This is a genomic window from Brevundimonas phoenicis, from assembly GCF_047237745.1.
Lineage (GTDB): Bacteria > Pseudomonadota > Alphaproteobacteria > Caulobacterales > Caulobacteraceae > Brevundimonas.
In genome coordinates this window covers 2392770-2413851 of the sequence record NZ_JBDFLN010000001.1, presented here as the reverse complement: position 1 = coordinate 2413851, position 21082 = coordinate 2392770, and the positions used below count along the sequence as shown (strand labels likewise).

32 protein-coding genes and 3 tRNA genes are annotated in these 21082 nt (G+C 65.9%); 17 read left to right on the top strand and 18 right to left on the bottom strand.

From position 1 onward, the window contains the following. Position 1: 1 nt before the first annotated feature. Positions 2–490, top strand: coding sequence for a 30S ribosomal protein S9 (gene rpsI, locus ABC419_RS12090; RefSeq protein WP_003165345.1), 489 nt, complete (start codon positions 2–4; stop codon positions 488–490). A gap of 240 nt (positions 491–730) precedes the next feature. Next, positions 731–1666, top strand: coding sequence for an N-acetyl-gamma-glutamyl-phosphate reductase (gene argC, locus ABC419_RS12085; RefSeq protein ID WP_412877324.1), 936 nt, complete (start codon positions 731–733; stop codon positions 1664–1666). Positions 1667–1684: 18 nt separating this feature from the next. Here argC and ABC419_RS12080 read toward each other — a convergent pair whose 3' ends face one another. Together ABC419_RS12080 and phaC are read right to left on the bottom strand one after the other, a co-directional pair. Next, entirely contained in the window at positions 1685–2062 is a 378-nt protein-coding gene (locus ABC419_RS12080) for a hypothetical protein (protein ID WP_412877325.1), read from the bottom strand. After that, the gene (gene phaC, locus ABC419_RS12075; protein ID WP_412877326.1) at positions 2059–4038 is read right to left on the bottom strand and encodes a class I poly(R)-hydroxyalkanoic acid synthase; all 1980 of its coding nucleotides are present in this window, start codon (positions 4036–4038) and stop codon (positions 2059–2061) included. The genes ABC419_RS12080 and phaC overlap by 4 nt, the downstream gene beginning before the upstream one ends. A 91-nt stretch (positions 4039–4129) precedes the next feature. Between phaC and ABC419_RS12070 the strand changes: the two genes are divergently transcribed. From ABC419_RS12070 to ABC419_RS12040, 7 genes are all read left to right on the top strand, one after another. Beyond that, positions 4130–4567: a hypothetical protein gene (locus ABC419_RS12070; protein WP_412878783.1), complete on the top strand. Its 438-nt coding sequence runs from the start codon at positions 4130–4132 to the stop codon at positions 4565–4567. Positions 4568–4729: 162 nt separating this feature from the next. Continuing rightward, positions 4730–6532: a single-stranded-DNA-specific exonuclease RecJ gene (gene recJ / locus ABC419_RS12065; protein ID WP_412877328.1), complete on the top strand. Its 1803-nt coding sequence runs from the start codon at positions 4730–4732 to the stop codon at positions 6530–6532. A 115-nt stretch (positions 6533–6647) separates the two neighbouring features. Continuing rightward, positions 6648–6722: transfer RNA gene (locus ABC419_RS12060), tRNA-Glu, on the top strand. A 183-nt stretch (positions 6723–6905) separates the two neighbouring features. Next, positions 6906–6980 (top strand) — tRNA-Glu (locus ABC419_RS12055). A gap of 183 nt (positions 6981–7163) precedes the next feature. Next, on the top strand, positions 7164–7703 hold the full coding sequence (locus ABC419_RS12050) for a cold-shock protein (protein ID WP_125900941.1): 540 nt from the start codon (positions 7164–7166) through the stop codon (positions 7701–7703). Between the two features lie 21 nt (positions 7704–7724). Beyond that, a complete protein-coding gene (locus ABC419_RS12045) occupies positions 7725–8216 on the top strand; it encodes a DUF192 domain-containing protein (protein WP_412877329.1) in 492 nt (163 codons plus the stop codon). 67 nt (positions 8217–8283) lie between these two features. Further along, positions 8284–8360 (top strand) — tRNA-Pro (locus ABC419_RS12040). Positions 8361–8378: 18 nt separating this feature from the next. Here ABC419_RS12040 and ABC419_RS12035 read toward each other — a convergent pair. From ABC419_RS12035 to ABC419_RS11975, 13 genes are all read right to left on the bottom strand, one after another. Continuing rightward, positions 8379–9305: a tyrosine-type recombinase/integrase gene (locus ABC419_RS12035; RefSeq protein WP_412877330.1), complete on the bottom strand. Its 927-nt coding sequence runs from the start codon at positions 9303–9305 to the stop codon at positions 8379–8381. Between the two features lie 94 nt (positions 9306–9399). Beyond that, on the bottom strand, positions 9400–9600 hold the full coding sequence (locus ABC419_RS12030) for a hypothetical protein (RefSeq protein WP_312203903.1): 201 nt from the start codon (positions 9598–9600) through the stop codon (positions 9400–9402). Continuing rightward, positions 9597–9938 (bottom strand): hypothetical protein, encoded by a 342-nt coding sequence (locus tag ABC419_RS12025; RefSeq protein ID WP_412877331.1) that lies wholly within the window; start codon positions 9936–9938, stop codon positions 9597–9599. The genes ABC419_RS12030 and ABC419_RS12025 overlap by 4 nt, the downstream gene beginning before the upstream one ends. Further along, positions 9935–10150, bottom strand: coding sequence for a hypothetical protein (locus ABC419_RS12020; RefSeq protein ID WP_412877332.1), 216 nt, complete (start codon positions 10148–10150; stop codon positions 9935–9937). The genes ABC419_RS12025 and ABC419_RS12020 overlap by 4 nt, the downstream gene beginning before the upstream one ends. A gap of 58 nt (positions 10151–10208) precedes the next feature. Further along, positions 10209–10358, bottom strand: coding sequence for a hypothetical protein (locus tag ABC419_RS12015; protein ID WP_312203898.1), 150 nt, complete (start codon positions 10356–10358; stop codon positions 10209–10211). Beyond that, positions 10355–10822: a TetR family transcriptional regulator gene (locus ABC419_RS12010; RefSeq protein WP_412877333.1), complete on the bottom strand. Its 468-nt coding sequence runs from the start codon at positions 10820–10822 to the stop codon at positions 10355–10357. Before ABC419_RS12010 ends, ABC419_RS12015 begins: the two co-directional genes overlap by 4 nt. Positions 10823–10833: 11 nt before the next feature. Then, entirely contained in the window at positions 10834–11220 is a 387-nt protein-coding gene (locus tag ABC419_RS12005; protein WP_412877334.1) for a helix-turn-helix domain-containing protein, read from the bottom strand. Between the two features lie 88 nt (positions 11221–11308). Further along, positions 11309–11536, bottom strand: coding sequence for a hypothetical protein (locus tag ABC419_RS12000; RefSeq protein WP_412877335.1), 228 nt, complete (start codon positions 11534–11536; stop codon positions 11309–11311). Then, positions 11533–12159 (bottom strand): hypothetical protein, encoded by a 627-nt coding sequence (locus ABC419_RS11995; protein WP_412877336.1) that lies wholly within the window; start codon positions 12157–12159, stop codon positions 11533–11535. Before ABC419_RS11995 ends, ABC419_RS12000 begins: the two co-directional genes overlap by 4 nt. Continuing rightward, positions 12159–12452, bottom strand: a complete 294-nt coding sequence (gene gapR, locus ABC419_RS11990; protein WP_412877337.1) for a nucleoid-associated protein GapR — start codon at positions 12450–12452, stop codon at positions 12159–12161. Before gapR ends, ABC419_RS11995 begins: the two co-directional genes overlap by 1 nt. Beyond that, positions 12449–12709 carry a hypothetical protein gene (locus ABC419_RS11985; RefSeq protein WP_412877338.1) on the bottom strand — a complete coding sequence of 87 codons (261 nt, stop codon included), beginning with the start codon at positions 12707–12709 and terminating at the stop codon, positions 12449–12451. The genes gapR and ABC419_RS11985 overlap by 4 nt, the downstream gene beginning before the upstream one ends. A gap of 181 nt (positions 12710–12890) precedes the next feature. Further along, positions 12891–13313, bottom strand: a complete 423-nt coding sequence (locus ABC419_RS11980; protein ID WP_412877339.1) for a hypothetical protein — start codon at positions 13311–13313, stop codon at positions 12891–12893. A 260-nt stretch (positions 13314–13573) separates the two neighbouring features. Then, positions 13574–14077, bottom strand: coding sequence for a hypothetical protein (locus ABC419_RS11975; RefSeq protein WP_412877340.1), 504 nt, complete (start codon positions 14075–14077; stop codon positions 13574–13576). Positions 14078–14189: 112 nt separating this feature from the next. On the opposite strand from ABC419_RS11975, the gene ABC419_RS11970 reads away from it, so the two are divergent. Next, a complete protein-coding gene (locus ABC419_RS11970; protein WP_412877341.1) occupies positions 14190–14579 on the top strand; it encodes a hypothetical protein in 390 nt (129 codons plus the stop codon). On the opposite strand, the gene ABC419_RS11965 is transcribed toward ABC419_RS11970, so the two are convergent. Further along, complete coding sequence (locus tag ABC419_RS11965; RefSeq protein WP_412878782.1) at positions 14557–14838, bottom strand: hypothetical protein; 282 nt, start codon at positions 14836–14838, stop codon at positions 14557–14559. The two genes, ABC419_RS11970 and ABC419_RS11965, sit on opposite strands and share 23 nt — an antisense overlap. Before the next feature lie 134 nt (positions 14839–14972). On the opposite strand from ABC419_RS11965, the gene ABC419_RS11960 reads away from it, so the two are divergent. From ABC419_RS11960 to ABC419_RS11935, 6 genes are all read left to right on the top strand, one after another. Beyond that, positions 14973–15215 carry a hypothetical protein gene (locus ABC419_RS11960; RefSeq protein WP_412877343.1) on the top strand — a complete coding sequence of 81 codons (243 nt, stop codon included), beginning with the start codon at positions 14973–14975 and terminating at the stop codon, positions 15213–15215. A gap of 727 nt (positions 15216–15942) precedes the next feature. Further along, positions 15943–16371, top strand: a complete 429-nt coding sequence (locus ABC419_RS11955) for a hypothetical protein (protein WP_412877344.1) — start codon at positions 15943–15945, stop codon at positions 16369–16371. After that, positions 16368–17039 (top strand): hypothetical protein, encoded by a 672-nt coding sequence (locus ABC419_RS11950; protein ID WP_412877345.1) that lies wholly within the window; start codon positions 16368–16370, stop codon positions 17037–17039. The genes ABC419_RS11955 and ABC419_RS11950 overlap by 4 nt, the downstream gene beginning before the upstream one ends. A gap of 531 nt (positions 17040–17570) precedes the next feature. Then, positions 17571–18170, top strand: coding sequence for an Ltp family lipoprotein (locus tag ABC419_RS11945; protein WP_412877346.1), 600 nt, complete (start codon positions 17571–17573; stop codon positions 18168–18170). A gap of 72 nt (positions 18171–18242) precedes the next feature. Further along, on the top strand, positions 18243–18494 hold the full coding sequence (locus ABC419_RS11940; protein ID WP_269300810.1) for a type II toxin-antitoxin system RelE family toxin: 252 nt from the start codon (positions 18243–18245) through the stop codon (positions 18492–18494). Position 18495: 1 nt separating this feature from the next. Further along, the gene (locus tag ABC419_RS11935) at positions 18496–18900 is read left to right on the top strand and encodes a helix-turn-helix domain-containing protein (RefSeq protein ID WP_412877347.1); all 405 of its coding nucleotides are present in this window, start codon (positions 18496–18498) and stop codon (positions 18898–18900) included. Between the two features lie 40 nt (positions 18901–18940). On the opposite strand, the gene ABC419_RS11930 is transcribed toward ABC419_RS11935, so the two are convergent. Both ABC419_RS11930 and ABC419_RS11925 read right to left on the bottom strand, forming a co-directional pair. Next, positions 18941–19348 carry a hypothetical protein gene (locus ABC419_RS11930; RefSeq protein ID WP_412877348.1) on the bottom strand — a complete coding sequence of 136 codons (408 nt, stop codon included), beginning with the start codon at positions 19346–19348 and terminating at the stop codon, positions 18941–18943. A gap of 169 nt (positions 19349–19517) precedes the next feature. Then, on the bottom strand, positions 19518–20186 hold the full coding sequence (locus ABC419_RS11925) for a hypothetical protein (RefSeq protein WP_412877349.1): 669 nt from the start codon (positions 20184–20186) through the stop codon (positions 19518–19520). Between the two features lie 143 nt (positions 20187–20329). Here ABC419_RS11925 and ABC419_RS11920 point away from each other — a divergent pair, with 143 nt between their 5' ends. Then, on the top strand, positions 20330–21073 hold the full coding sequence (locus ABC419_RS11920; RefSeq protein WP_412877350.1) for a hypothetical protein: 744 nt from the start codon (positions 20330–20332) through the stop codon (positions 21071–21073). Positions 21074–21082 lie beyond the last annotated feature (9 nt).

Below are 21082 nucleotides of genomic sequence, written 5' to 3'. Positions count from 1 at the left end.
CATGACCGACGTGACTCAAGACACCGCCGCCGGCTTTGACGCCCTGAAGGGCCTGGGCACCGCTGCTGCCGAGGAAATCGTCCGCGAGCCGAAGATCGACGCCCTGGGCCGTTCGTACTCGACCGGCAAGCGCAAGAACGCCATCGCCCGCGTGTGGGTGAAGCGCGGCACCGGCAAGATCACCGTCAACGGCAAGGACGTGGCGGCTTACTTCGCCCGTCCGGTGCTGCAGATGATGGTCGCCCAGCCGCTGACCGTCTCGGACCGCGCCACGCAGTACGACGTGATCTGCACCGTCGAAGGTTCGGGCCTGTCGGGCCAGGCCGGCGCCATCCGCCACGGCCTGTCGCACGCCCTGACTCACTACGAGCCGGAACTGCGCAAGGTTCTGAAGCCGCACGGCTTCCTGACCCGCGACAGCCGCGTCGTCGAGCGTAAGAAGTACGGCCGCGCCAAGGCTCGCCGCAGCTTCCAGTTCTCGAAGCGCTAACTCGCGACCGCGAGTGGGAATACAAAGGGCGCTTCGGGGAAACCCGAGGCGCCTTTTCTTTTGTCCTTCTCCCCTTGTGGGAGAAGGTGGCGGCCGAAGGCCGACGGATGAGGGGTTTCGCTTCGCCGAGATCCCTCGCCTGAAGATCGCCAGAATGTCGCGTCAGTGCGACCCCTCATCCGACCCGCTGCGCGGGCCACCTTCTCCCACAAGGGGAGAAGGGCATTTCGGGAGCGTGAGATGACCCACACCATCTTCATCGACGGCGAGGCCGGAACGACCGGTCTGGAGATCCGCGAGCGTCTGGAGGCGCGCGGCGATCTGGAGCTGATGCTGCTGGGCGACCGCCGACGCGATGTCGAGGCGCGGCGCGAGGCGCTGAACAGCGCCGATGCGGTCATCCTGTGCCTGCCGGACGATGCGGCCCGCGAGGCGGTGTCGATGATCGAGAATCCGTCGGTGCGGGTCATCGACGCCTCGACCGCCTATCGCGTGGCGGACGGCTGGACCTATGGCTTCGCCGAGATGGACGCGGCCCAGCGCGCGGCTATCGCCGCCTCGACGCGGGTGTCGAACCCCGGCTGCTATCCGACCGGCTTCATCGGCCTGATGCGGCCGCTGGTGAAGGCGGGGCTGGTCCCGGCCGACTGGCCCGTCACGATCAATGCGGTGTCCGGCTATTCCGGCGGCGGCAAGGCCATGATCGCCGAGTTCGAGGCCGAAGGGGCTGCGACCGCCTTCCGCGCCTATGGCCTGACGCTGAAGCACAAGCATGTGCCGGAAATGACGAAGCACGCGGGGCTGTCGCGCCCGGTGCTGTTCTCGCCTGCCGTGGGGAACTATCGCCAGGGAATGCTGGTCGAGGTTCCGCTGCACCTGTCGGCCCTGCCCGAGACGCCCTCGGTCGAACGGCTGCACGGCGCCCTGGTCGAGGCTTATGAGGGCCAGCATTTCGTCGAGGTCGCCGAGATCGACGAGACCGAGGCCATGACCGGTATCGAACCCGAGGGCCTGAACGGCACCAACCGGATGCGCCTGCACGTCTTCGGCGATCGCGGCGGGGAGCAGGCGCGTCTGGTCGCCCTGCTGGACAATCTGGGCAAGGGCGCCTCGGGCGCGGCGGTTCAGAACCTCAACATCATGCTGGGCCTGGACGAGGCGACCGGCCTCAGCTGAGGCCGGTCAGGGGCGGGCTTAACCCGCCCGTGCCGCCTTGATCGCCGACTCCACCGTTCCGGCGAAGAAGACGGCGGCGATGATGATCAGCAGGCCGTAATCGTGGCCGGGGAAGATCAGCGGCACGCCTGCCGCCAGGATGATCAGCGCGGGAAACAGGCTGGCCCAGACGGCGGTTGATGCAGCCTGCGGATGGATCATCGGCGGGCGCACCCAACCCATTTTCCGGCGCATGACGGCGTTCATGGGGACGAAAGCGACCGGCACGATCAGCGCGATCATCACGTATTTCACTAACTGACCCGGCGTGCCGAACAGGGTGGCCGTGGCGATCAGCAGGATCAGGGGAAAGGCCGTGGCGATCGCCAGCAGCAGGTTGGGCTCGATACGCTTCAAGACTTCACTTTCACATAGGCGCCGGGCGCCGGTTCGATAGGCTTCAACGCCCCGGCCTTGGGATCGCGCGCGGCGATCTTCTCGCCGGATTTCGCGCCCAGCCAGTCGGCCCAGTGCGACCACCAGCTGCCGGGATGCTGCTGCGCCTCCGCTTGCCATTCCTCAAGCGTTTCGGGAAGGGCGGCGTTGACCCAGTGCTGATACTTCTCGGCTGAGGGCGGGTTGATGACCCCGGCGATGTGACCCGATCCGGCCAGCGTATAGGTCACCGGCCCGCCGAACAGCCGCGCCGAGCGATAGACCGAGTTCATCGGCGCGATGTGGTCCTCGCGGCTGGCCTGGAAATAGAGGGGGATGCGCACTTTCGACAGGTCGATGCGTTCGCCGCCGACCTCCAGTTCGCCCTTGGCCAGGGCGTTCTGGCCGTACATCAGGCGCAGGTATTGCAGGTGCAGCCGCTTGGGCATCCGCGTCTGGTCGGCGTTCCACGCCAGCAGGTCGAAGGCGGGCGGCGCCTTGCCCATCAGATAGTTGGACACGAAGAAGGACCAGATCAGGTCGTTGGCCCGCAGGGCGTTGAAGGTGTCGGCCATCGCCGTGCCGGGCAGGACGCCGCCCGCCTCGTCCATCATGCGCTCGATTTCAGACAACCAGTGCTCGTCGGTGAACAGCAGCAGGTCTCCCGCCTCGGCGAAGTCGTGCTGGGCGGCGAAGAAGGTGGCCGAGGCGACGCGATCATCGCCCTTGGCCGCCATGTGCGCCAGGCTGGCGCCCAGCATGGTGCCGCCGATGCAGTAGCCGACGGTGTTCACATGCGTCTGGCCGGTCTGCTCCAGCGTCTTTTCGACAGCGCGGTAGACGCCCTTCTTCATGTAGTCGTCGAGGCCGAACTCGGCCTTGTCGCGGTCCGGATTGACCCATGAGCAGACGAAGACGGTGAAGCCCTGCGCGCTCAGCCAGCGGATCAGGGAGTTCGCCGGCTGCAGGTCCATGATGTAGAATTTGTTGATCCACGGCGGGAAGATCAGCAGCGGGACGGCGTGCTGCTGGTCCGTCGCGGCGTCGTACTGGATCAGTTCGAACAGCTCGTCGCGCCAGACCACCTGACCCGGCGCCGTGGCGACGTTCTCGCCCAGGACGAAGCGGCCGTAGTCCGCCTGGCTGATCTTCAGTGACCCGGCGCCGCGCTCCAGATCGGCGGCGAAGTTCTGCATCCCGCGCACCAGGGATTCGCCGCTGGTCTCGGCCAGGGCCTTCAGCGCCACGGGGTTCGACGCCAGGAAGTTGGCGGGCGAGAAGGCGTCGGTAAGCAGGCGGGTGAAGAACTCGGCCCGACGTTTCACGCGCGGATCGACGTCCTCGACGCTGGACACCAGACTGTTCATCCAGTCCGAGGTGGCCAGATAGGACTGGCGCATCATGTCGAACATGGGGTTCTCGGACCAGGCGGGATCGCGGAACCGCTTGTCGGACGGGGCGGGGCTGTCGACCGTCTCGCCCATCGCCCGGCGGGTGGTGGTCGACCACAACTCCATATAGCGGCCGAACAGGTCGGCCTGGGCCTGAAACAGCTTTTCGGGGCGGGCGGCCAGGCCGGTCATGACCGAGGACATGGCCGGGGCCACATTGAACGGGTCGGGAGACAGGGCGGCGGGGCGGTCGGCCTGCGACAGGGCCGCCTCGGCCACCGCCGTCTGGGCCATCATCGCCGCCTTGGCCAGGTTCAGCGACAGGGTCTCGAGCTGCTGACGCTGTTCGGCGCTGAAGGCCATGAAGTCGGACGCGGCGTTCGGGGTTTCGGGCGGCGGGGCAGGGGCTTCGGCGGCGGGCTTTTCAGGCGCAGCGGCCTTCACCTCTTCCGCTGGGGCGGGCTTCTTGGCGGCGCGCGGCTTCGCCGAGGTGGGGCGTCCGGACTTGCGCGGCGCGGCGGGCGCATTCGGCGTGGCGGACGGGGTCTTGGTCGGGCGCTTGGCCATGGGCGCGGAACCTCCGATGGGGGCGCGCGACGCGCACGCCTTCCTCCCGGCGCGATGATGGCATATGTCGTTGCAGGAAATGAACGTGCTGATGCTGAAAAAGACAGGTCTGGCGGCAATGCTGGGCGGGGCTGCGTTGCTGAGCGGCTGCGTCAGCGCCTTCGCGCCCGAAACCGATCCGACCTCGCCGCTGGCGCCGCGCGTGCAGCAACTGGTGGACGAGAACCGCCAGTATCCGCGCTGGGCGGACTTTCCGAAGTCCAGCGCTCCTCTGCCGGCGCCGGCGGAGATCGCCGGGCGTGTGGCGAATCTGGAAGGGCGTAGCGCCGCCCTGGGCGCCGAGGTCGCGCGCATCGAATGGACGTTGAACGAAGACCCGGCCGTTTTCACCGAATCGATCAACCGCCGCATCGACGCTAGCCGGATGTCGCCTGAAACGGCGCGCACGGCGGAAGAGGTCGAGGCCTACGCCGAGGCGCTGCGTCAGCGCGCCAAGGCGCCGCCCCCCATCGATCGGCCGCGTCCGTAATAGTCGTGGCGGGGGCCCAAGGTCGCCGTTTGGCTTTCATCGCCCGCCTGGGCGAATCCGGCGATCCTGCCGCTCCGGCCGCGTTTCGCCGCCTTGAGTGCGAGGAGCCGTCATGGCCCATGTCCCGTCTGAACCCTTTTGCCGTCTCGGCGGCGCGCGCTGATGGCTGACGGCGCCGTCTCGCCCGCCTTCCTCGACGTGTCCCGATCCCTGTCTGGCCGGGCCTGGCGGTTGCGCCCCGCCGAGGCAGGCGTGACGCGGGCGCACATCCAGGCGCTGGGTCTGGACGAGCCGCTGGCGCGGGCGCTGGCGTCGCGCGGCGTGGGGGCGGAGCAGGGCGCTGATTTCCTGAAGCCCACGCTGAAAGCGCTGTTCCCCAATCCGTCCAGCTTCATGGACATGGACGCCGCCGCGGCCGCCATCGTCGACGCGCTTCAGGCGCAGGCCAGCATCCACGTCTTCGCCGACTACGACGTGGATGGGGCGTCCAGCGCGGCCCTGCTGGTGCGCTGGTTCCGCACGCTGGGGGCGGACCTGCCCATCTATGTCCCCGATCGCCTGACCGAGGGCTACGGCCCCAGCGCGCGGGCCTTCGACACGCTGAAGGCGCGCGGCGCCGATCTGGTCATCACCGTCGACTGCGGCGCAGCGGCCAATGAAGCGGTGGCCCATGCGGCGGTCATCGGCCTGAAGGTCGTCGTCATCGACCACCATATGATGCGCGAAGAGCCGCCCGCCTGCCTCGCTGTGGTCAATCCGAACCGGCCGGGCTGCGGCTCGGGGCAGGGCAATCTGGCGGCGGCGGGGGTGGTCTTCGTCCTGCTGGCGGCCCTGAACCGCGAAGCGCGCGGGCGCGGCCTGTTCGAGGGCAAGGCTGAGCCCGACATCCGTCAGTGGCTGGATCTGGCCGCCATGGGCGCCATCTGTGACGTGACGGGCCTGACAGGCTTCAACCGCGCCCTGACCAGTCTTGGGCTGGGGGTTATGTCGCACTGGCGCAATCCGGGCCTGCGCGCCCTGCTGGCGGCGGCGGGGGCCGAGCCGGGACCGGCCAAGACCAATCACGCGGGCTTCATCCTGGGCCCGCGCATCAATGCGGGCGGCCGCATCGGCAAGTCGGATCTGGGCGCGCGCCTGCTATCGACAGACGATCCCGACGAGGCGCGAATGCTGGCTCAGGAACTGGACGCCCTGAACCTCGCCCGGCGCGAGGTCGAGGCTGAAGTCACTGAACAGGCCGTCCGCCGCGTCGAGGCGACGGGCGCCCACGCCGACGACAGCGCCGCCGTGGTCGTCAGCGGCGAGGACTGGCACCCCGGCGTCGTCGGCATCGTCGCCGGCCGCCTGCGCGAGCGCTGGAGAAAACCCGTCATCGTCATCGGCGTCGACGCCGTCAACGGCGTGGGCAAGGGCTCGGGCCGGTCGCAGTCGGGCATGAACCTGGGTCGGGCGGTGCAGGCGGCGTGGAACGAGGGCCTGCTGATCGCGGGCGGCGGGCACGCCATGGCGGCGGGCCTGACGGTGGCGGCGGACCGCATCGACGAACTGCGCGCCTTCCTCAACGAGCGCCTGTCGGCCGAGCGCGTCGAGGCCGTGGCTCAGGACTGGGTCGAGGTCGACGCCCTGATCGACCCGCGCGCCGCCACCCGCGACCTGTTCGAGGCGTTCGAGCAACTGGCCCCCTATGGTCCGGCCAACCCGGAGCCTCTGTTCGCGCTGGAAGGCGTCCAGGCGCGCGAGCCGGTCGCCCTGAACGGCGGCCATGTGCGGTGCCGTCTGGTCGGGCCGGACGGCGCCTCGGTGCGGGCCATCGCCTGGCGCTGCGCTGACCTGCCGACGGGCAAGGCGCTGCTGGCGGGGCAGGGCGGTCTGAACCTGGTCGGCCGCCTGAAAGCCGACGACTGGAACGGCCGTCGCGGCGTGCAGTTCGAGATTGAGGACGTCGCCGACCCGCGCATGGCCTGAAACCGTCAGCCTTGGCCGTGAAACGACGCAGGTCTTTGAAAAAGTCGCACAAATCCGCTTCGCCGTGCTTGCCATAAGCGGAATCGGCGGCTATCTACACGGTCCTCCGCGCAGCGGTCCCTTCGTCTATCGGTTAGGACGTCAGGTTTTCAACCTGAAAAGAGGGGTTCGATTCCCCTAGGGACTGCCACGCGGAGTTTTATCCCCCCTCGACATTTAGATGCGTTTTCCCACGGCGGTTTTGTTCGCCTGGATGTCTGCGGCGTCCGCATCCGGCATCGAAACGGCGCGTCGGTCGTTTTTTTGCAAAAGCGTGCGACGCCCTCTTGCATCGCCGAAAAGGGACGGCTATCAGGCCGCTCCTCCGCGCAGCGGTCCCTTCGTCTATCGGTTAGGACGTCAGGTTTTCAACCTGAAAAGAGGGGTTCGACTCCCCTAGGGACTGCCACGCGGAGCAATGCTCCTCCCTCGATCGCCAGGCTGTCTTCTCTCGCTTCAAGAGCGGGGGATGTTACACGTTCGCCTTGTCTTTTTGACGACAATGTGGCGTAAAGTGGGCCGCGAGATTGCCAATCTTGATGTAACTGTGTTATTCTGACTGTCCCGGTGTGTTCGGGCGGGGATGTAGGTGATGAGTTTCGAAGAGAGCGATACGCTCGAGACCGTCAAGGTCGTGGGCAAGGTCAAATGGTTTGACGCTGGGAAGGGCTACGGCTTCATCGTCCCGGACGACCCGCTTCTGACGGAAATGCGCGACGTTCTGCTTCATGTCACCAGCCTGCGCGAGGCGGGGCACGAACTGGCGGGCGAGGGGGCGACGATCACTTGCGAGTGCGCCAAGCGACCCAAGGGTTGGCAGGTGGTCACGATTGCCGAGCTGGAAGCCGCTGCCGTACAGCCGACGCGCCGAGAGAGCGTTCGCTCATCGTCGATCGGTCATGTCGGCGTCTCTTCGGACGCGCCTCTGGAAGCCGCCGTGGTCAAATGGTTCAATCGCACCAAGGGCTATGGATTTGTAGTGCGCGACGGCCAGGACGGGGATATCTTTGTCCACGTCGAAACGTTGCGGCGTTGCGGTCTGGATGACCTGCTGCCGGGCGATCCGGTGAACGTACGTTTCGCCGAGGGGCCGAAGGGTCTTGTGGTCGCCGATATCAGACAGGGCGGTTGAGTTCGTCCGAAGAGGACGAATATGATGATCCGTCGCCGTGTCGTGGTTAGAATAACGCTGTCCGCTGTTGTTCTGTCCGGAGTTCTTATGGCTTCGGCCTGTACGCGCACGGGGCCGATGGATGCGTCCGGTCAGCCGTTGGAAGCGCTGTCCGTGGTCACGGCGTCCGGCGAGCACAAGTTCATGGTCGAGATCGCGGACGATGACGCCGAGCGCGCGCGGGGCTTGATGTTTCGACCGCCGCTGGAAGACGACCGCGGAATACTGTTCCAATTCCAGACGGCGTCCGAGCAGAGCTTCTGGATGAAGAACACGCCCAACTCGCTGGACATCATCTACATTGATCCGCGTGGTCGCATCGTCTCCATCGCCAGCCACGCCACGCCGAATTCAGAGGCGCCGATTCCCTCGAACGGCGCCGCCAACGGCGTGCTGGAATTGCGTGCGGGTCGGGCTGGCGAGATCGGCGCCAAGCCAGGCGATACGATCAAGCACCCCTTCTTTCGTCCCTGAGGCGCGACTTGCGTCTTAGGCCGTTGCGGAGACTCACCCGACGTGCCATGAGGGCGCTCCGTCGGTCCGGGGTGTAGCGCAGCCTGGTAGCGCATCTGGTTTGGGACCAGAGGGTCGGAGGTTCGAATCCTCTCGCCCCGACCACGGTTTGAGGCCTGCTGGCTAGCCCGGTTTTACACCCGGTTTTACAGCAGACGTTCTGGGTTTGAGCTTATCCAGCCGCCGGATGCGGTCCAGGAGGAGCTCGTCCTTCTTCACGTAGCGCCGCATCATGTCGGCCACGTGCTCTTCCGACCAGGTGAAAATCTCGGCGATTTCGCGCTCGTCCAGGCCGCCCATGTACATGCGGGTCGCCGCCGTGCCGCGGAAGTCGTGGAAGTGTTTGTCGATGCCGGCGCGAGCTTTGGTCTTCTGGAAGGATGAGGCGAAGCCCGTCCTCCAGCTGTGCCCGTCCTGGTTGGTCAGCACGGTTGTCGATCGTTTGGGGATCGTCGCCAAATGTTCGCGCAGTTCGCCGTAGAGGGGGATGAGCGTTGTCTTTCGGTGCCTGCTCTTGCCTGTCGACATCTCAATCGCCAGCGGCCCAATGTGGCTCCAGGACAAGCGAAGGAGGTCGCTGGTGCGCAGGCCCGTAAGTGCGGCGAGCTTGAAGGCGGCGATCATTTGAGGAGAGGACACGGCCTCGAGCGCAGCCATGTCTTCGGTCGTCCAGATGATCATGGACCTGTCGCTCTTGTAGAGGCGTGGCATGCCGATGACCGCATTTGTCATCAGGCGCCCTTCGGCCATGCCGAAGGAGAGGAGGCGCGAAAGGGTTTCAAGGCCCACGTCGGCCGCACGCGGCGTCGCCTTGTATTGATCGCGCCATTTCCTGATAGCCACGCGAATCAGAGGACGATCGAACGCAGAGATGCTTGTCTTGCCGAAGTGCTCCTGGATGCGATCAAGCCAGGGCGACCAGTTCTGCCGGGTCTTCGCCGAGATCTCCTTTTGCCAGTGATCGCTGCCGCGCCAGGCTGCGCAAAGCGAAGCCATCCTGGAGGCATCGAGGGACTGTCGCCCGCTGGTTAGGCTAGCCAGTTCCGCCACGAACTCAGGGCTTCCGGGCTCAGCACGGATGCGAGGTCCGCCGCGCCAAGCGTAGGCGTAGGTGCGGCCCTTGGAGCGCACCACATGGACACCCTTAATGGGGAGCATGGCCATCGTTCAGAAGGTCGCGAATCTCCGCGTCCAGCGCGGCCTCTTCAGCCTGCGCAGGAGAGACTGCGAGAGGCAAGATCGTGACCTTCCCGTCGGGAGAGATGTCGACCCGATGATGACCGCTCTCGATGGCGCGCTGGACTATGGCCGTCAGGCTGCGGCGGTTGGATGGCGTGCGCTTCACAACACCGGCTCCTTGAGGGCTTTACGGATGCGGATGCGGCCGAGCGGGGTGAGGCGATAGCCATCTAGCTCGGTCAGGATGGCGTCGCGGCCGAGGGCCTGGGCGATCTCCTCGATCAGCGGGCCGGTCGCCTGGACGTGGCGCAGGATGGCGAACTTGCTGCGCGGGCGGCGCTGGATGGCCGAGCGGGAGAGGGCGGCCGGTTCCTCTTCCATGCGGGCGAGGATCCAGGCGGCGCCCGGCTGGAGATAGAAGGCCCGGCCGAGGGCGGCTGCGCGAGGGTCGCCCAGAGCGGCGCAAGCGCGGTTCATGATGGCGCGACGCAGGTCGATGATCATGACGTCGACTCCTGGAACAGGTCGGGATGGGCCGGTCCGGTCGCGCCGTAGACGGTGCGAAGCTCCTGCTCGCACCAGGTCTGATGACCGGTCCGGTCGTGGTGTTGGGCGGCCATGGGCAGAGCGTTCCGGCCGAGCCAGTGCGCCTTGTCGCCATGGCAGTCCCGGCAGCCGGCGCGCACCTTGTGCGAGGTTTCAGAGATCCGCTTCATGAGCGCGCCCGCGTGCGGACCAGAACGACCGCGAGCGCCAGGGCGATCAGAAAGGCCGTCACGGCTCGAGCCCCGCCTCGATCAGGGCGCCGAGCTCAACATTGAACAGGGCGGCGATCGCGCGCGCAGAATAGCCAGCGTCGCGGAACCATGTGGCCCATACGATCAGGCGTTCGTGGTGGCCGGGAGTGGGATTGAGCCCTTTCATGCAGCGGCGAGCTCGATGGCTGCATGGGATGTGGCCTCAAGGGAGGCCGCCGCCTGGGCCTTCTCGCGCTCCGCCTGTTCATCAAGCAGCTGCTCCTTCAGCCGATCCAGCAGGTCTGCAGCGGCCAAGGCGGGGTAGAGGGGTTGGTCCTCGAGCTTGACCGAAACCGCGTCGACCAAGTCCTGCAGGGCTTCGAACAGGGCGGGGGCGGCGCGGGTCATGATGCTGTCGATCGGAGGCTCGCAGTCGAAGGCCGCGCGCCACAGGTCATCCTTGCTGTCGAAGTTGGCGAATACCGCGCCCGTCGACATCTTGATGTGCTTGGCGATCTCGCGGATGCCGGCTCCGCCGGGCGTCCGTTCGACATAGGAACCGGGCTTGGCCCAGCAGGCTTTGGCGCCGTCGATGACCTTCTTGCGGGTGACGGCCTTAGCGTGCTGACGCTTGTTCAGGCGTTCGGTCATAGGTGACTCCTTCAGGCCGCCGTCTGGGCGGCGGTGTCGATCGCCTTGGCGACGTTCAACAGGTTCTGTTGGTGGGCAGGCGCCATGCGGCCGAAGATGTCGGCCAGGTGGACGCCGGTGATGGTCTGGCCCATGGCCGCGACCGGGTCGGGGATGGCGCTGCCGTCGTTGCGCAGGGGCGGCAGGAGATCGTCGGCCTCAATGCGCAGAACGCTACGCAGGCGAGCGAGAGCGGACAGTGTCAGGCGCGTCTCGCCACGTTCGTACTTCTGGATCTGTTGGTGGCTGACGCCGATGGCGTCGCCCACTCCTTCCTGGCTGAGGCCCAGGCGGAGCCGCGCCTGGCGCAGACGACGGCCAATCTCGATGTCGATGTCGGAGCGGGTGCGGCCGGCCATCAGAAGCGACCTTTCAGCAGCAGGAAGACGAGCAGGTAGGCGACGGCCGCTATCAGCGCGGCGCGGAACAGGACGGGGCGGTCGATCTTCATGCGCGCAGCCACAGCACCGCGAAGATGATCAGGACGGCGCCCAGGCAGACCGGAGCGCCGATCACGACGTCGACCAGCGAGACGCCGCCCCCGATCAGGACGGCGCCGACATACCAGCCGGCCACCATCGACAGGCACGGCTTGCGACGGGGCAGTTCGCGGATCTGGACCGGACGGCGGGCGTCGAAGGCCTCGCTGCCGGCGATGTTGTGTGACTGGCTCAAGGCGTGATCTCCTTAAGGGCTTCGGCGCGGGCAGCATTCAGTTCGGCCTGGGCCGCTTCGTCGCCGCCGGCGTCGGGGTGGGTTTCGCGCGACAGGCTGCGCCAGGCCTCGCTGATGGCGGCGGCGCGCACGTTGGCGGGCAGGGCCATGACGGCGTCGCGGGTCAGGCCGAGGATCTGCCAGCAGCTGCGCGTGACCGACGGCGGCGGCAGGGCGCTGAAGGCCTGCAGCGTCTCGGCGGCCGAGGCGACGCCGTGCCGGGTGATGGCGCGCGTCGCGTCCAGGTGCGCCGCCAGGGCGGCGATGTTCTGGGCGACCTCGGTATAGGTGTCGCAGGCGAGGGCGAAGGGCTCGGCCTTCAGGGTGAAGTAGAGGCAGACGCCGGGGTCGGCCGGGCGCAAGCCGCCGCTGCGCGGCCGACCGTCGAGGCGAAGGTCCAGGTTGGACGACAGCAGGGCGTTGATGCCGCCGAGGCGCTGGATCTCGGCTTCGACGCGGTCCATGGCGCCGGCGACGGTGATGGCGACGCTGCCCTGTTTGAACTTGCCGTTCTGGCGGCGATAGGCGGGCGTTCTCGGACGATGGGCGGGCCAGCTGAGCGGGCTGCGCTGCGGGGCGGACATCAGACCTCTCCCAAGGCGGAGAGGTAGAGGTCGAGGATGGCCTCCTCCTCCTGGCGCTTGGCCTTGTCCTGCTTGCGGATGCGCAGGACCTTGCGGAGGACTTTCACGTCGTAGCCCTCGCCCTTGGCCTCGGCGAAGACCTCCTTCATGTCGCCCATGACGGCCTGCTTGTCCTCTTCGAGGCGCTCCAGGCGCTCGATGATGGATCGCAGGCGGCCTTGGGCTGTGGCTGTCAGGGCGTCGGGGCTGGCGTCGAACGTGGTGTCGTTCGGAATGTGAAGATGATCGCTCACGCCCGAGCCTCGAGGGCCTGCAGCGCCTGGGCCGGGGTGCGGCCGATGAGGGCGTTCAGGGCGATGTCGCAGTCGGACCTGTCGCGGCCGAGGGCGGCGGCGACTTCGGTCAGGTCGCCGCGGAACGAGTGCGCCAGATCGCGAAGATCGCTCAGGCTGGTGATGGTCCAGCCTGAACGGCTGGGCTTTACGGCGAAATGGGTGCGGGCGGCGCGGTGGCGTCCCCCGTTGATCTGCAATCTTGCGGTTGCGGGCATTTGCTCCCCCTGCTCAACGCCAGAGAGAGTTCCGTTAAATGAAACTTCAAGTCAAGGAGAGGGTTTAAAAAAACAGAACTCACGACGCATAACGGCGTCATAAAGTGTCTAGGGCTGGCGCTGGTTCGCAGCAGCCTACGGCCGTCGAGGCTCAGTTGCAGCTTTCATAATGGTGGGAGGCTTAGGCTGAACCTTCAGCGATTGCGCGCGCGGCATCTTCGAAGCGGCGGAGCTGAAGGGCCTTCCCAGGAGGCATCAGAAGTTCATACGGCTCAACGCCCAGCCAAGTAGCAACCTCGTTCACGATGCTGCGATTGTAAGGCTGCTTGCCGTGCCAAATATGGTTCGCTCGACCTTTGTTCCAGCCGAGTTCATTCGTCAGGGCGGCTTGGCGCTTATCGAAATGCGCCATCCATTCCTGCAGGAACCAGTTCTTTTCGAGCGCTTCGGTCACGCCCTGAGTTTTGATTATCAAAACAAGCGCGTCGTTCCGAAAATTCGAAACTTGAGCGCTTGACTCAGGGTTTAGAATATCAGAACTCAAGGGGGTGACACCCAAAGCCTGGCGAGAATCGAGATGTTGGTCGCAGGAGCGCTTAGCCATTCAGCTAGGCCTCCGATCAAAGGGTCGTGTCAGCAGATTGGAGAATGGTGCGGACCCTTGGCCCACTGATCTCGCAATCGCGATGGACAGGTTGTCTTCCGGTGCGGTGCCAGTCGCAACACTCCGCCCCGACCTCCACGACGTACGCGTCCTCCACCGGGAGGCGGGGGCATGAGTCCAGAAATGCAGATCGGCGTCGCGATCGCCTCGATCATCTTCTCGGTCGCCAGCCTGGTGCTGGCCGTTCGGAAGGGGCGTGATTAATGGCGCCGGGGTTCCAGTTTGATGGCCGGACGCGAAGCCCGCATGTGCCATTTGCGGCGCTTCAACAGCGGCTTTCCAGTGCTGCCGTCCATCATCACGACGTCCAGCACGAACGGTGTCATGCTGGCCTCCAGCCCCACCACGTAGGTCCGGCACCAGAGATGGTCGTCCGCTTGCAGGAGGTCGAGCAGCAGACCACGCGAAGGCTCGCCCCAGGCGTAATAACGCAGGTCGTCCATAGGGCCGGTGACAGTCGCCTGAACCAATGCCGCTCCCGTTGGCGAGCGAACCCTCACTTTCAATTTGGCCGTGGTGTGCTCGCCGATATCGGCAGCGCGCCATTCGATGAACGCCCGATCGTCGCTCGCCATCGTCACGCGCGCCTTGAGCCGAGATTGCCGTCCGGCTGCACGAGCGCGGGCTTCGTTCGTCACGTGCCAAGCGAACGACAACAGCGCCACAACGCAGCCCGTCCAGGCAGCCGCATCTCCAAGTTCCATAGGTGCTTTCCGTGATGAGTCCTGCGGCTGTCAGGCTAGGGGCAGAGCCGTGTACGGCCAAGCTGTGTCTCGACCTCCACGACGTCCGCGTCATCCAGACGGAGGCGGGGGCATGAACGGCGCCGATCTCTTCGTCTATGTCGGCGCCGGTGCGGGTTTGGGCGTACTGACCGGCAATGCGGTGAGCCTGATCCGCAGGCGCGCTCTCAGTGCCGACGTGCGTAAGGCCGAGCAGCTTGCAGACGCTGCTATCGACTGTGTCGTGTCCCAAGGCCTGCGTGACCGTCTGGTGGACGGCCCTAGCCTTGCAGAACGGTTCGCTCAGCAGTCCTCTAAAATGGACGTCGAAGATCTCGCGCTGATGTCTCGCTACGCCTTCGGCGGCGGCGTTAGAGACCTTATCGCTCCGCGACGCGATGAAGTTCGAGCATGGGAGGCCAAGCGCCGCCGACAACCGATGCGGCGCCTGGCGGCCGTCATCAGGAGTGCTGCAGTTGGGTAGCTCGATCCCAGTCGCAGACCTTGCCCTTGTAGGCGTCGATAATACGCAGAAGGACGATGGCGGCGTCGCGGCGGCCAGCATCGGCCTCTTCGTCATCAATCCGGTATTTGCGACAAAGATCGTCGAGACCGGCTTGGAAGCCAGCGACATCATGTTCGATGCTGGCGCTGAACTGACCGAACAGTTCGGCGAGCAGAATTTCGACGGCCTCGGCGCGCGCCTCAAGCGCCGTGACGCGCGCGTCCAGTTCAAACGACATCCGAATCTCTCCTTGGGGTGTGTGGAAACAGCCAAGGTAGAGGCGCCCGCCGTCGTGTCCATGATGCGCGACGGCGGGTTGCGCCTATCGGTCAACGCCTTCCCAGAGGCGGCATAGCCATGGCGCCGGGGGGAATGTCCAGGTTCTGCGACGACTGCGGCTATCAGGTCTGCCTGGAGGCTGGCGTGTGCCTGGAGGTCTGCGCCCAGGATCTGCAGACCGATCCGCAGGAACTGGTGCTGGATCTTGCCCAGCACCCGCGTGTGACGGTCCGCATCCCGCCTCTGCCGCCCGAGGAACTCGCCGCACTCGAACGCTGCCTGCGCGAGGGTAACGCGCGAGACCCCATCTTCATTCCGGCGCCCCGCCATGAGTAGCGGCGCGCCCTCCCCATGCCTCCCCCTGCCCGCCATGAGGGGGGAGGCCGGAACGTCCGGCGCCACCGGCCAGACCACGCGTTGCGCCGGACGTTCCACTTCCCATCGGCCGCAGTCAGAAGGCGCCGCCTTCTCGACCCGACGCGGCTCCGTGGTCGCCGCTGCGAGTATTGCAGCGGAGGCGCTCGTCGGCGCGGCGCTCAACGCCCCCCTCCCAAGCCGCGCCGACGGGCTTACCCCTGAGTTCGCAGGGTCGCGGTGCTGACGCGGTCCTTCGCCCCCCTGGCCGCGCAGACGGCCGAGCCTTCCCAAGACGGTTTCCGATTCGTTCCGAGGCTTAACGAAGCCTTGCCGCGTCGCGCTTTTGCGCCGCGCGTGAACGCCCTGCTGCGTCAGCTGCTGAAGCGGCTCGCCCTGGACCGGGAGCGCGGCCGAGCCCCCTAGCGCGAGATGCGCCCCCACCACATCGGCAACGATCGCGAGCCCGCCAGACGGCCGGGTCGCGCCGCGCCCGCATGACGCCGGGGACGGAATTCTGCGGAGCGGAGCGACGACGCCAGCGACGGCGCGCGCGGTCCCCTTGCCCTCATTCAAGCCAACCATGGCCGTCTGACGAACGGTCATCGGGACGCCTTTTGCCAACGCCCGGCCCTGAACCGCCGGAGCGAACGCATGTCTGCGTCCTGAGACCGGCTTCGTCAGGCGGATTCGCAAGGAGCGAATCCACTTGAACACGCGGCAACACGCGCACCTCGCGCGCGCCCTGCAGGATGCCTGCGGCGGCGCGGACAAATGCGTCGATATTCTGGAAGAGACCCCGCACAGCGTCGGTCGGACGGTCATGTACGCCTGTCGCAAGCGCGACGGCGGAAAGACGATGCCCGTCGGGGCGATCTTCCTGCTGGAACAGCACTGCCAGAAGAAGATTTACAGCCAGGCGCTGATGCAGGCGACGCTGGCGCCGACCGAGGCCGAATGCGCAATCAGCGAGGCTTGCGAAGGGTCCGAGGCGATGGCCATGGCCCAGGCGCTGATCCGCAAGGCGGGCGAGGATCACCACTACTCAGAGAACGAAAAGGCTGAGATCGAGCCTCACCTGCAGCGCGCCGAGGCCAGCATCGCCGGGGCGCGGGCCGCTATGGACGCCGCGTCGTGAGCGCCGTCGCGATCGCCATCGAGGGCGTCGGTCGCCGAGAGCCCCATCACCGCCGGACAGGCGACAAGGTACGCCGAAACAGCAAGCCGGTGCGTCGCAGCTGGTGGACGCACTTCTCCTGGACGCGGGGGCGGCGGCTACTGCTGGCGCTGCGGATCCACGCGGAACACCTGCGCCGGAAAGGGCAGAGGACCGGCGCCGCGCCTCGGCCGGGCGTCATGGGCGACAAGGGCGGGATCAGCTTCGGCGCCATCCGCCTGATGGAGGTCCTGGTCGCCGTAGCCGCGCGCTACGAAGGGCGGCTCGAGCCCTCGGCCGAATGGCTGGGCGAGGCCCTGAACGTTCCGGCGAAGTCCATCCACGCCTGGAAAGAGCAGCTGAAGCGCCACGGCTTCCTGACGTGGCAGCGTCGCTATGTCGAGACGGGTCGGCCGGGCGTCCGAGGGCCGCAGGTGCGCCAGACCACCAACGCCTATGTCCTTACCATCCCAGCAGCCGCAGAGGCCGCCGCTGAGGCCAGGGTCGCGCCTCGGGCCACCCCCTCCCAATCGAAGGAAGAAAAGGCCTACACGGCCAATCCTGGGCTCATGAGCGCCCTCGACAAATACGGCGACAACCTCTTCCAGGACCTAGTCCGGCGCGGGTGTAAGCCGCAGACCCCTACGTGAATCACCTGAGGTCTGAGAATCCCGGCTCCCATCATTAAAAGGCGTCGACCTAGGCGGTCGACAACATGATGAGGAAGGGAAAAAGGCGTCGGCCTGGTCGGCCGACCACATAAATCCTGAGATCGAAGCCGCCAAGGGTGGTGGAAAACCAGCAGACCAGACTGCGGGCGAGCAGTGCTCGCCCTCGGATTAACCCGGCTGCCGCCCGTAGGGACGGCGGCCGTTGTCGTATGGGGCCAGCGTCGCTGGCTCTGCGAAGGGCGAGGGGTTTCGATTTTCGCGCGCGTGGGGGCGGCCGCAGCGCCTGCGGATACGGCGCCAGGGCAACGGTTTCGGCCGATCGCGCAACGGTTTGACGGTTCAGCGCAACGCGAGCGGCGCAGAGGACGCCCCTGGGCGTCGAGGCGGGAAAGGGGAGGGCGCGCGTGGGGGCCGGGCGGGAACGGGTGGGGGCGCGGCGTTGAATATCAGCGTTGCGCGAATGGCGAATTCAGGGCATGGCCCAGCCACGACTTTGGATTGGGGGCTTTCATGGAAGCAATCGCTGGTTTCATCATTTTCGCGAGCCTGGCCGCGTTTATCCTCGGCGTGGTGAACGTCATCAGACCGCAGGCCTGGATGAAGGTGCGCAAGCGCCTGGTCGGGGCGTTCATGGTTCTGGGCTCGATGGGGGGCTGCGTCGCGGGCGGGATGATGCTGCCGCCGTCGGCCCCGAAGACGGAGATCACCGCCGAGGCTGCAAACATGGGCGACGCGATCGCCGCCGCCGAGGTTGCCGCCGCCAACGCGCCGGCCGCCGCGGCCGCGTCTAAGCCGAAACTGACAGGCCCGCAAAAGAATGCGGTCAGGTCGGCCAGACAGTATCTGAGCCTGTCCGGCTTCTCGCGCGACGGGCTGATCGCGCAACTCTCTTCCGAATACGGCGACGGATATGCGGTCGCAGACGCCACGGCCGCCGTCGACAGCATTGACGTGGACTGGAATGAGAACGCCGCCCGATCGGCGAGGCAATATCTCAACATGACCGGTTTCTCGTGCAACGGCCTCGTGCAGCAGCTGTCTTCCGACGCCGGGGACAAATACACCCAGAGCCAAGCCCGATACGGAGCGCAGGCGGCCGGCGCCTGCTAGGTCGGGTCTCGCTCATACTTTAAGCGATATTATCGCTTGATCCTGTCGGAATAATGAGCGATATTATCGCTCATGAAGACGATCGCTCTGACAGCCCGCGCCGCCAAGGAACTGGACGCCCTGCCGACCGACGCCCGCGAGGCCGTCGAGGGCGCCCTGATCACCTATGCGACGACGGGCCGGGGCGACGTCAAGGCGCTGGCCGGACGTGACGGCTTCCGTATGCGGGTCGGCCGCTATCGGGTGTTGTTCGCCGAGGACCAGACGACCGTGCTGGCCGTCTACATCGGCAAGCGCGAAACCACGACCTACAGGAGACAGTGAGATGAGAAGCGAACCCCAATTCATCCACGCGCCGGGCGGCGACGAAATGGTCGTCCTGACGCGCGCGGACTATGACGACCTGGTCGCGCGTGCGGCCGAAGCCGATGAAGACGAGGCGGACGCCGCCCTGTTTGACGAACGCATGGCCGATCTGAAGGCCGAGCGCGACATCATCCTGCCCGCCGAGGTCTCGCGCCTAGTTCTGAAGGGCGCGACCCTGCCGCGCGCCCTGCGCAAGTGGCGCGGCGTGACGCAGGTGCAGCTGGCCGAGATGACCGGGCTGGCGCAAAGCTATCTGTCGGAGCTGGAAGCCCAAGAAGGGAAGAAGGGGACGGCCGAGGCGTGGGCCAAGATCGCCCAGGCCCTGGACGTGCCGGCGGATTGGCTGGTCGGCAACGACGGCTAACAGGTCAGGCCGGCAGTGCCGCTAAGGGTGGAAAGCGGACCTAAAGTGCATCGTATCGCCAAGCCGTGGCGCCCGTTCGGTCCAGGACACCGAACGCAACAAGACGCCCACCATGAAAAGTAGCGAAATCGCCTGCAACGTCGCCGGGCGCGTCGGATACAATGACAGTCGCAGCATCGAGCCGACGGACATAGCCACCCGCAACTAGGCGGGTCTCGGCGGGCTCTTGTTCATCCGTTTTGCAAATGGCGATGAGCTTGGACCAGTGGCATTGAAACGCTCCTGTATCCTCGAAAGTCATTGGTTCGACTAAAACAACCTGTCCCGGTTCAGGCGGGCCATCGAAGGTAAGGCTGGTGTCGTGAGCGGGAAGCGGCTGCTCCATGGTCACCGTAGCGATGACTTGCCCTTTTTCGTCGCGAGCGACAAACCGTTGCTGTTCGCTCATGGGCTCGCCGCAGCCCCCGCTCAAGACTAGCGTTGCGGCGACAAACAGCTCAGCAGGAAGCAGATTGAACAACGTCATCTAGACATATGAGCGGACGCATTGAACGTCCGCAACGGGTCGTGAACCGAAGTTCGCTTAAGGGTGGAACGCGGACCTTGCTAGAAGCCAGTTAGCTCGCGACTAGCAGCGCTGCTGCACCGATGACCATCATAGCGAAGCCGAATGTCGCGGCTGTCAGGATATAGATCTTCACTGGGCCGAGCGCCGTCTCCTGTTTAATCCAGCGCCACTGGACCCAGAGATACCAAACGGTCGCCAAGGCGACGAAAACATCGCCAACGATGGTTGTGTTCTCACCCGGCAGGCGCGCGCCGCTGAAGCCAAGGCTGACAATGATCGCGGTGGCGCCGGAAAGGTAGCATTGAGCGAAGAAAGGGGCGCGAAGGCTGTCACGGTCGATCCGCCTTTTCTGGAGCCGCAGCGCAAGGCACGCGAACAACAGGGCGGGCAGGCTGAAGATCAGCGCTCGGAAACCGAGAAGCGCCTGATCGTTGCCAGAGACCAACCGACCAAGAGCATTGTTGCCCTGTGCGATCTGGAAGCCGAGAGCGAGTTCAAGGCCGTGGGCGAGCAGAATGCTCAGCACCAGAAACAGCGGCGGGCTAAGCGTCTCGAGATACTGCCTCTCCGCCTTATCCCGCTGCTCGGCGTCCGAATAGCGCATCGTTTCGAGGGGGCGGCTCAGGGTGCGCCAGAAAGTGATGGGGTAGAACAGAAGCCAAGACATGACTTCATAGAGAAGTTCTTCCACGGAGCGCAAAAGCGTCAGCACGTTCATCGGCGGCTCCCCTGCCGGGCGTTGGCGCGCTGCGCCGTTTCGTACAGCTTGCCCGGTCACGACGCGAGCGCAACCGGGAAGGTGGTCGGACGCGCACTTTCATGATGTAGTTGGTTTCTGATCCCTTCGTGAAAGAGCACGCCATGTCGATCCGTCGGTTTATCAGCATCAGCGTCTCCTCGGCCGTGGTGCTGTCGTCCGTGTCACCCGCATTCGCCCAAACACCCGGGCGCCTCTCCGACCTCGTCGGCGCGCGCGCCGGTCAGGCGGAAAGCGAGTTAGGGCGGCGCGGCTATGAGGTCACAGACCGGAGCGAAGTCGTCGGTGATGGCCGCATGACCTACTGGCGTCGCGGAGACGAGTGCATCGCTATAATGACTCGCGACGGACGCTATCAGTCGATCAATCAGGCCGGACGCACGGAGTGCGGTGGGGGAAGACACGACAACACAGGGGCGGCGGTGGCGGCGGTCGCTATCGTGGGGCTGGCCGCAGCGCTCGCAGCGCACAACAGACGCCACGGCGACACGGACCGGGATCATGACGCTGAATACGAGCGCGGCTACCAGTCCGGCCTTTACGGTTCGCCCTACGACGACCGCCATGAGACCGAAGGGTATCATGACGGCTATCTTGCGGGGGAAGCGGAAGCGAGCAATCGACGCCACTCGAACTCGCGCTGGGTTCGCCAGGCCCCAGTTGCGGCGCAGGACGCTTGCTCACTTCGAGCTGATGAGTTCATGAGCCGTCCGCGCGGTTCCAGTGTGCCGATTAGCACTCGCGATCTGGGTCGCGGAGAGTGGGAACTCACGATGGCGACGGGGACCTATCGATCTGTCTGTCGCGTCACTGCAGCCGGATCGGTCCAATCGATCGACCCATACTGATGCAATGTC

Excerpts from the sequence above, each read along its gene's own strand:
- rpsI (WP_003165345.1), top strand. The coding sequence starts at position 2 with ATGACCGACGTGACTCAAGACACCGCCGCCGGCTTTGACGCCCTGAAG.
- argC (WP_412877324.1), top strand. The coding sequence starts at position 731 with ATGACCCACACCATCTTCATCGACGGCGAGGCCGGAACGACCGGTCTG.
- phaC (WP_412877326.1), bottom strand. The coding sequence starts at position 4,038 with ATGGCCAAGCGCCCGACCAAGACCCCGTCCGCCACGCCGAATGCGCCC.
- ABC419_RS12070 (WP_412878783.1), top strand. The coding sequence starts at position 4,130 with ATGCTGAAAAAGACAGGTCTGGCGGCAATGCTGGGCGGGGCTGCGTTG.
- recJ (WP_412877328.1), top strand. The coding sequence starts at position 4,730 with ATGGCTGACGGCGCCGTCTCGCCCGCCTTCCTCGACGTGTCCCGATCC.
- ABC419_RS12050 (WP_125900941.1), top strand. The coding sequence starts at position 7,164 with ATGAGTTTCGAAGAGAGCGATACGCTCGAGACCGTCAAGGTCGTGGGC.
- ABC419_RS12045 (WP_412877329.1), top strand. The coding sequence starts at position 7,725 with ATGATGATCCGTCGCCGTGTCGTGGTTAGAATAACGCTGTCCGCTGTT.
- ABC419_RS12025 (WP_412877331.1), bottom strand. The coding sequence starts at position 9,938 with ATGATCATCGACCTGCGTCGCGCCATCATGAACCGCGCTTGCGCCGCT.
- ABC419_RS12020 (WP_412877332.1), bottom strand. The coding sequence starts at position 10,150 with ATGAAGCGGATCTCTGAAACCTCGCACAAGGTGCGCGCCGGCTGCCGG.
- ABC419_RS12015 (WP_312203898.1), bottom strand. The coding sequence starts at position 10,358 with ATGAAAGGGCTCAATCCCACTCCCGGCCACCACGAACGCCTGATCGTA.
- ABC419_RS12010 (WP_412877333.1), bottom strand. The coding sequence starts at position 10,822 with ATGACCGAACGCCTGAACAAGCGTCAGCACGCTAAGGCCGTCACCCGC.
- ABC419_RS12005 (WP_412877334.1), bottom strand. The coding sequence starts at position 11,220 with ATGGCCGGCCGCACCCGCTCCGACATCGACATCGAGATTGGCCGTCGT.
- ABC419_RS11995 (WP_412877336.1), bottom strand. The coding sequence starts at position 12,159 with ATGTCCGCCCCGCAGCGCAGCCCGCTCAGCTGGCCCGCCCATCGTCCG.
- ABC419_RS11985 (WP_412877338.1), bottom strand. The coding sequence starts at position 12,709 with ATGCCCGCAACCGCAAGATTGCAGATCAACGGGGGACGCCACCGCGCC.
- ABC419_RS11980 (WP_412877339.1), bottom strand. The coding sequence starts at position 13,313 with ATGGCTAAGCGCTCCTGCGACCAACATCTCGATTCTCGCCAGGCTTTG.
- ABC419_RS11975 (WP_412877340.1), bottom strand. The coding sequence starts at position 14,077 with ATGGAACTTGGAGATGCGGCTGCCTGGACGGGCTGCGTTGTGGCGCTG.
- ABC419_RS11970 (WP_412877341.1), top strand. The coding sequence starts at position 14,190 with ATGAACGGCGCCGATCTCTTCGTCTATGTCGGCGCCGGTGCGGGTTTG.
- ABC419_RS11965 (WP_412878782.1), bottom strand. The coding sequence starts at position 14,838 with ATGTCGTTTGAACTGGACGCGCGCGTCACGGCGCTTGAGGCGCGCGCC.
- ABC419_RS11960 (WP_412877343.1), top strand. The coding sequence starts at position 14,973 with ATGTCCAGGTTCTGCGACGACTGCGGCTATCAGGTCTGCCTGGAGGCT.
- ABC419_RS11945 (WP_412877346.1), top strand. The coding sequence starts at position 17,571 with ATGGAAGCAATCGCTGGTTTCATCATTTTCGCGAGCCTGGCCGCGTTT.
- ABC419_RS11940 (WP_269300810.1), top strand. The coding sequence starts at position 18,243 with ATGAAGACGATCGCTCTGACAGCCCGCGCCGCCAAGGAACTGGACGCC.
- ABC419_RS11935 (WP_412877347.1), top strand. The coding sequence starts at position 18,496 with ATGAGAAGCGAACCCCAATTCATCCACGCGCCGGGCGGCGACGAAATG.
- ABC419_RS11930 (WP_412877348.1), bottom strand. The coding sequence starts at position 19,348 with ATGAGCGAACAGCAACGGTTTGTCGCTCGCGACGAAAAAGGGCAAGTC.
- ABC419_RS11925 (WP_412877349.1), bottom strand. The coding sequence starts at position 20,186 with ATGAACGTGCTGACGCTTTTGCGCTCCGTGGAAGAACTTCTCTATGAA.
- ABC419_RS11920 (WP_412877350.1), top strand. The coding sequence starts at position 20,330 with ATGTCGATCCGTCGGTTTATCAGCATCAGCGTCTCCTCGGCCGTGGTG.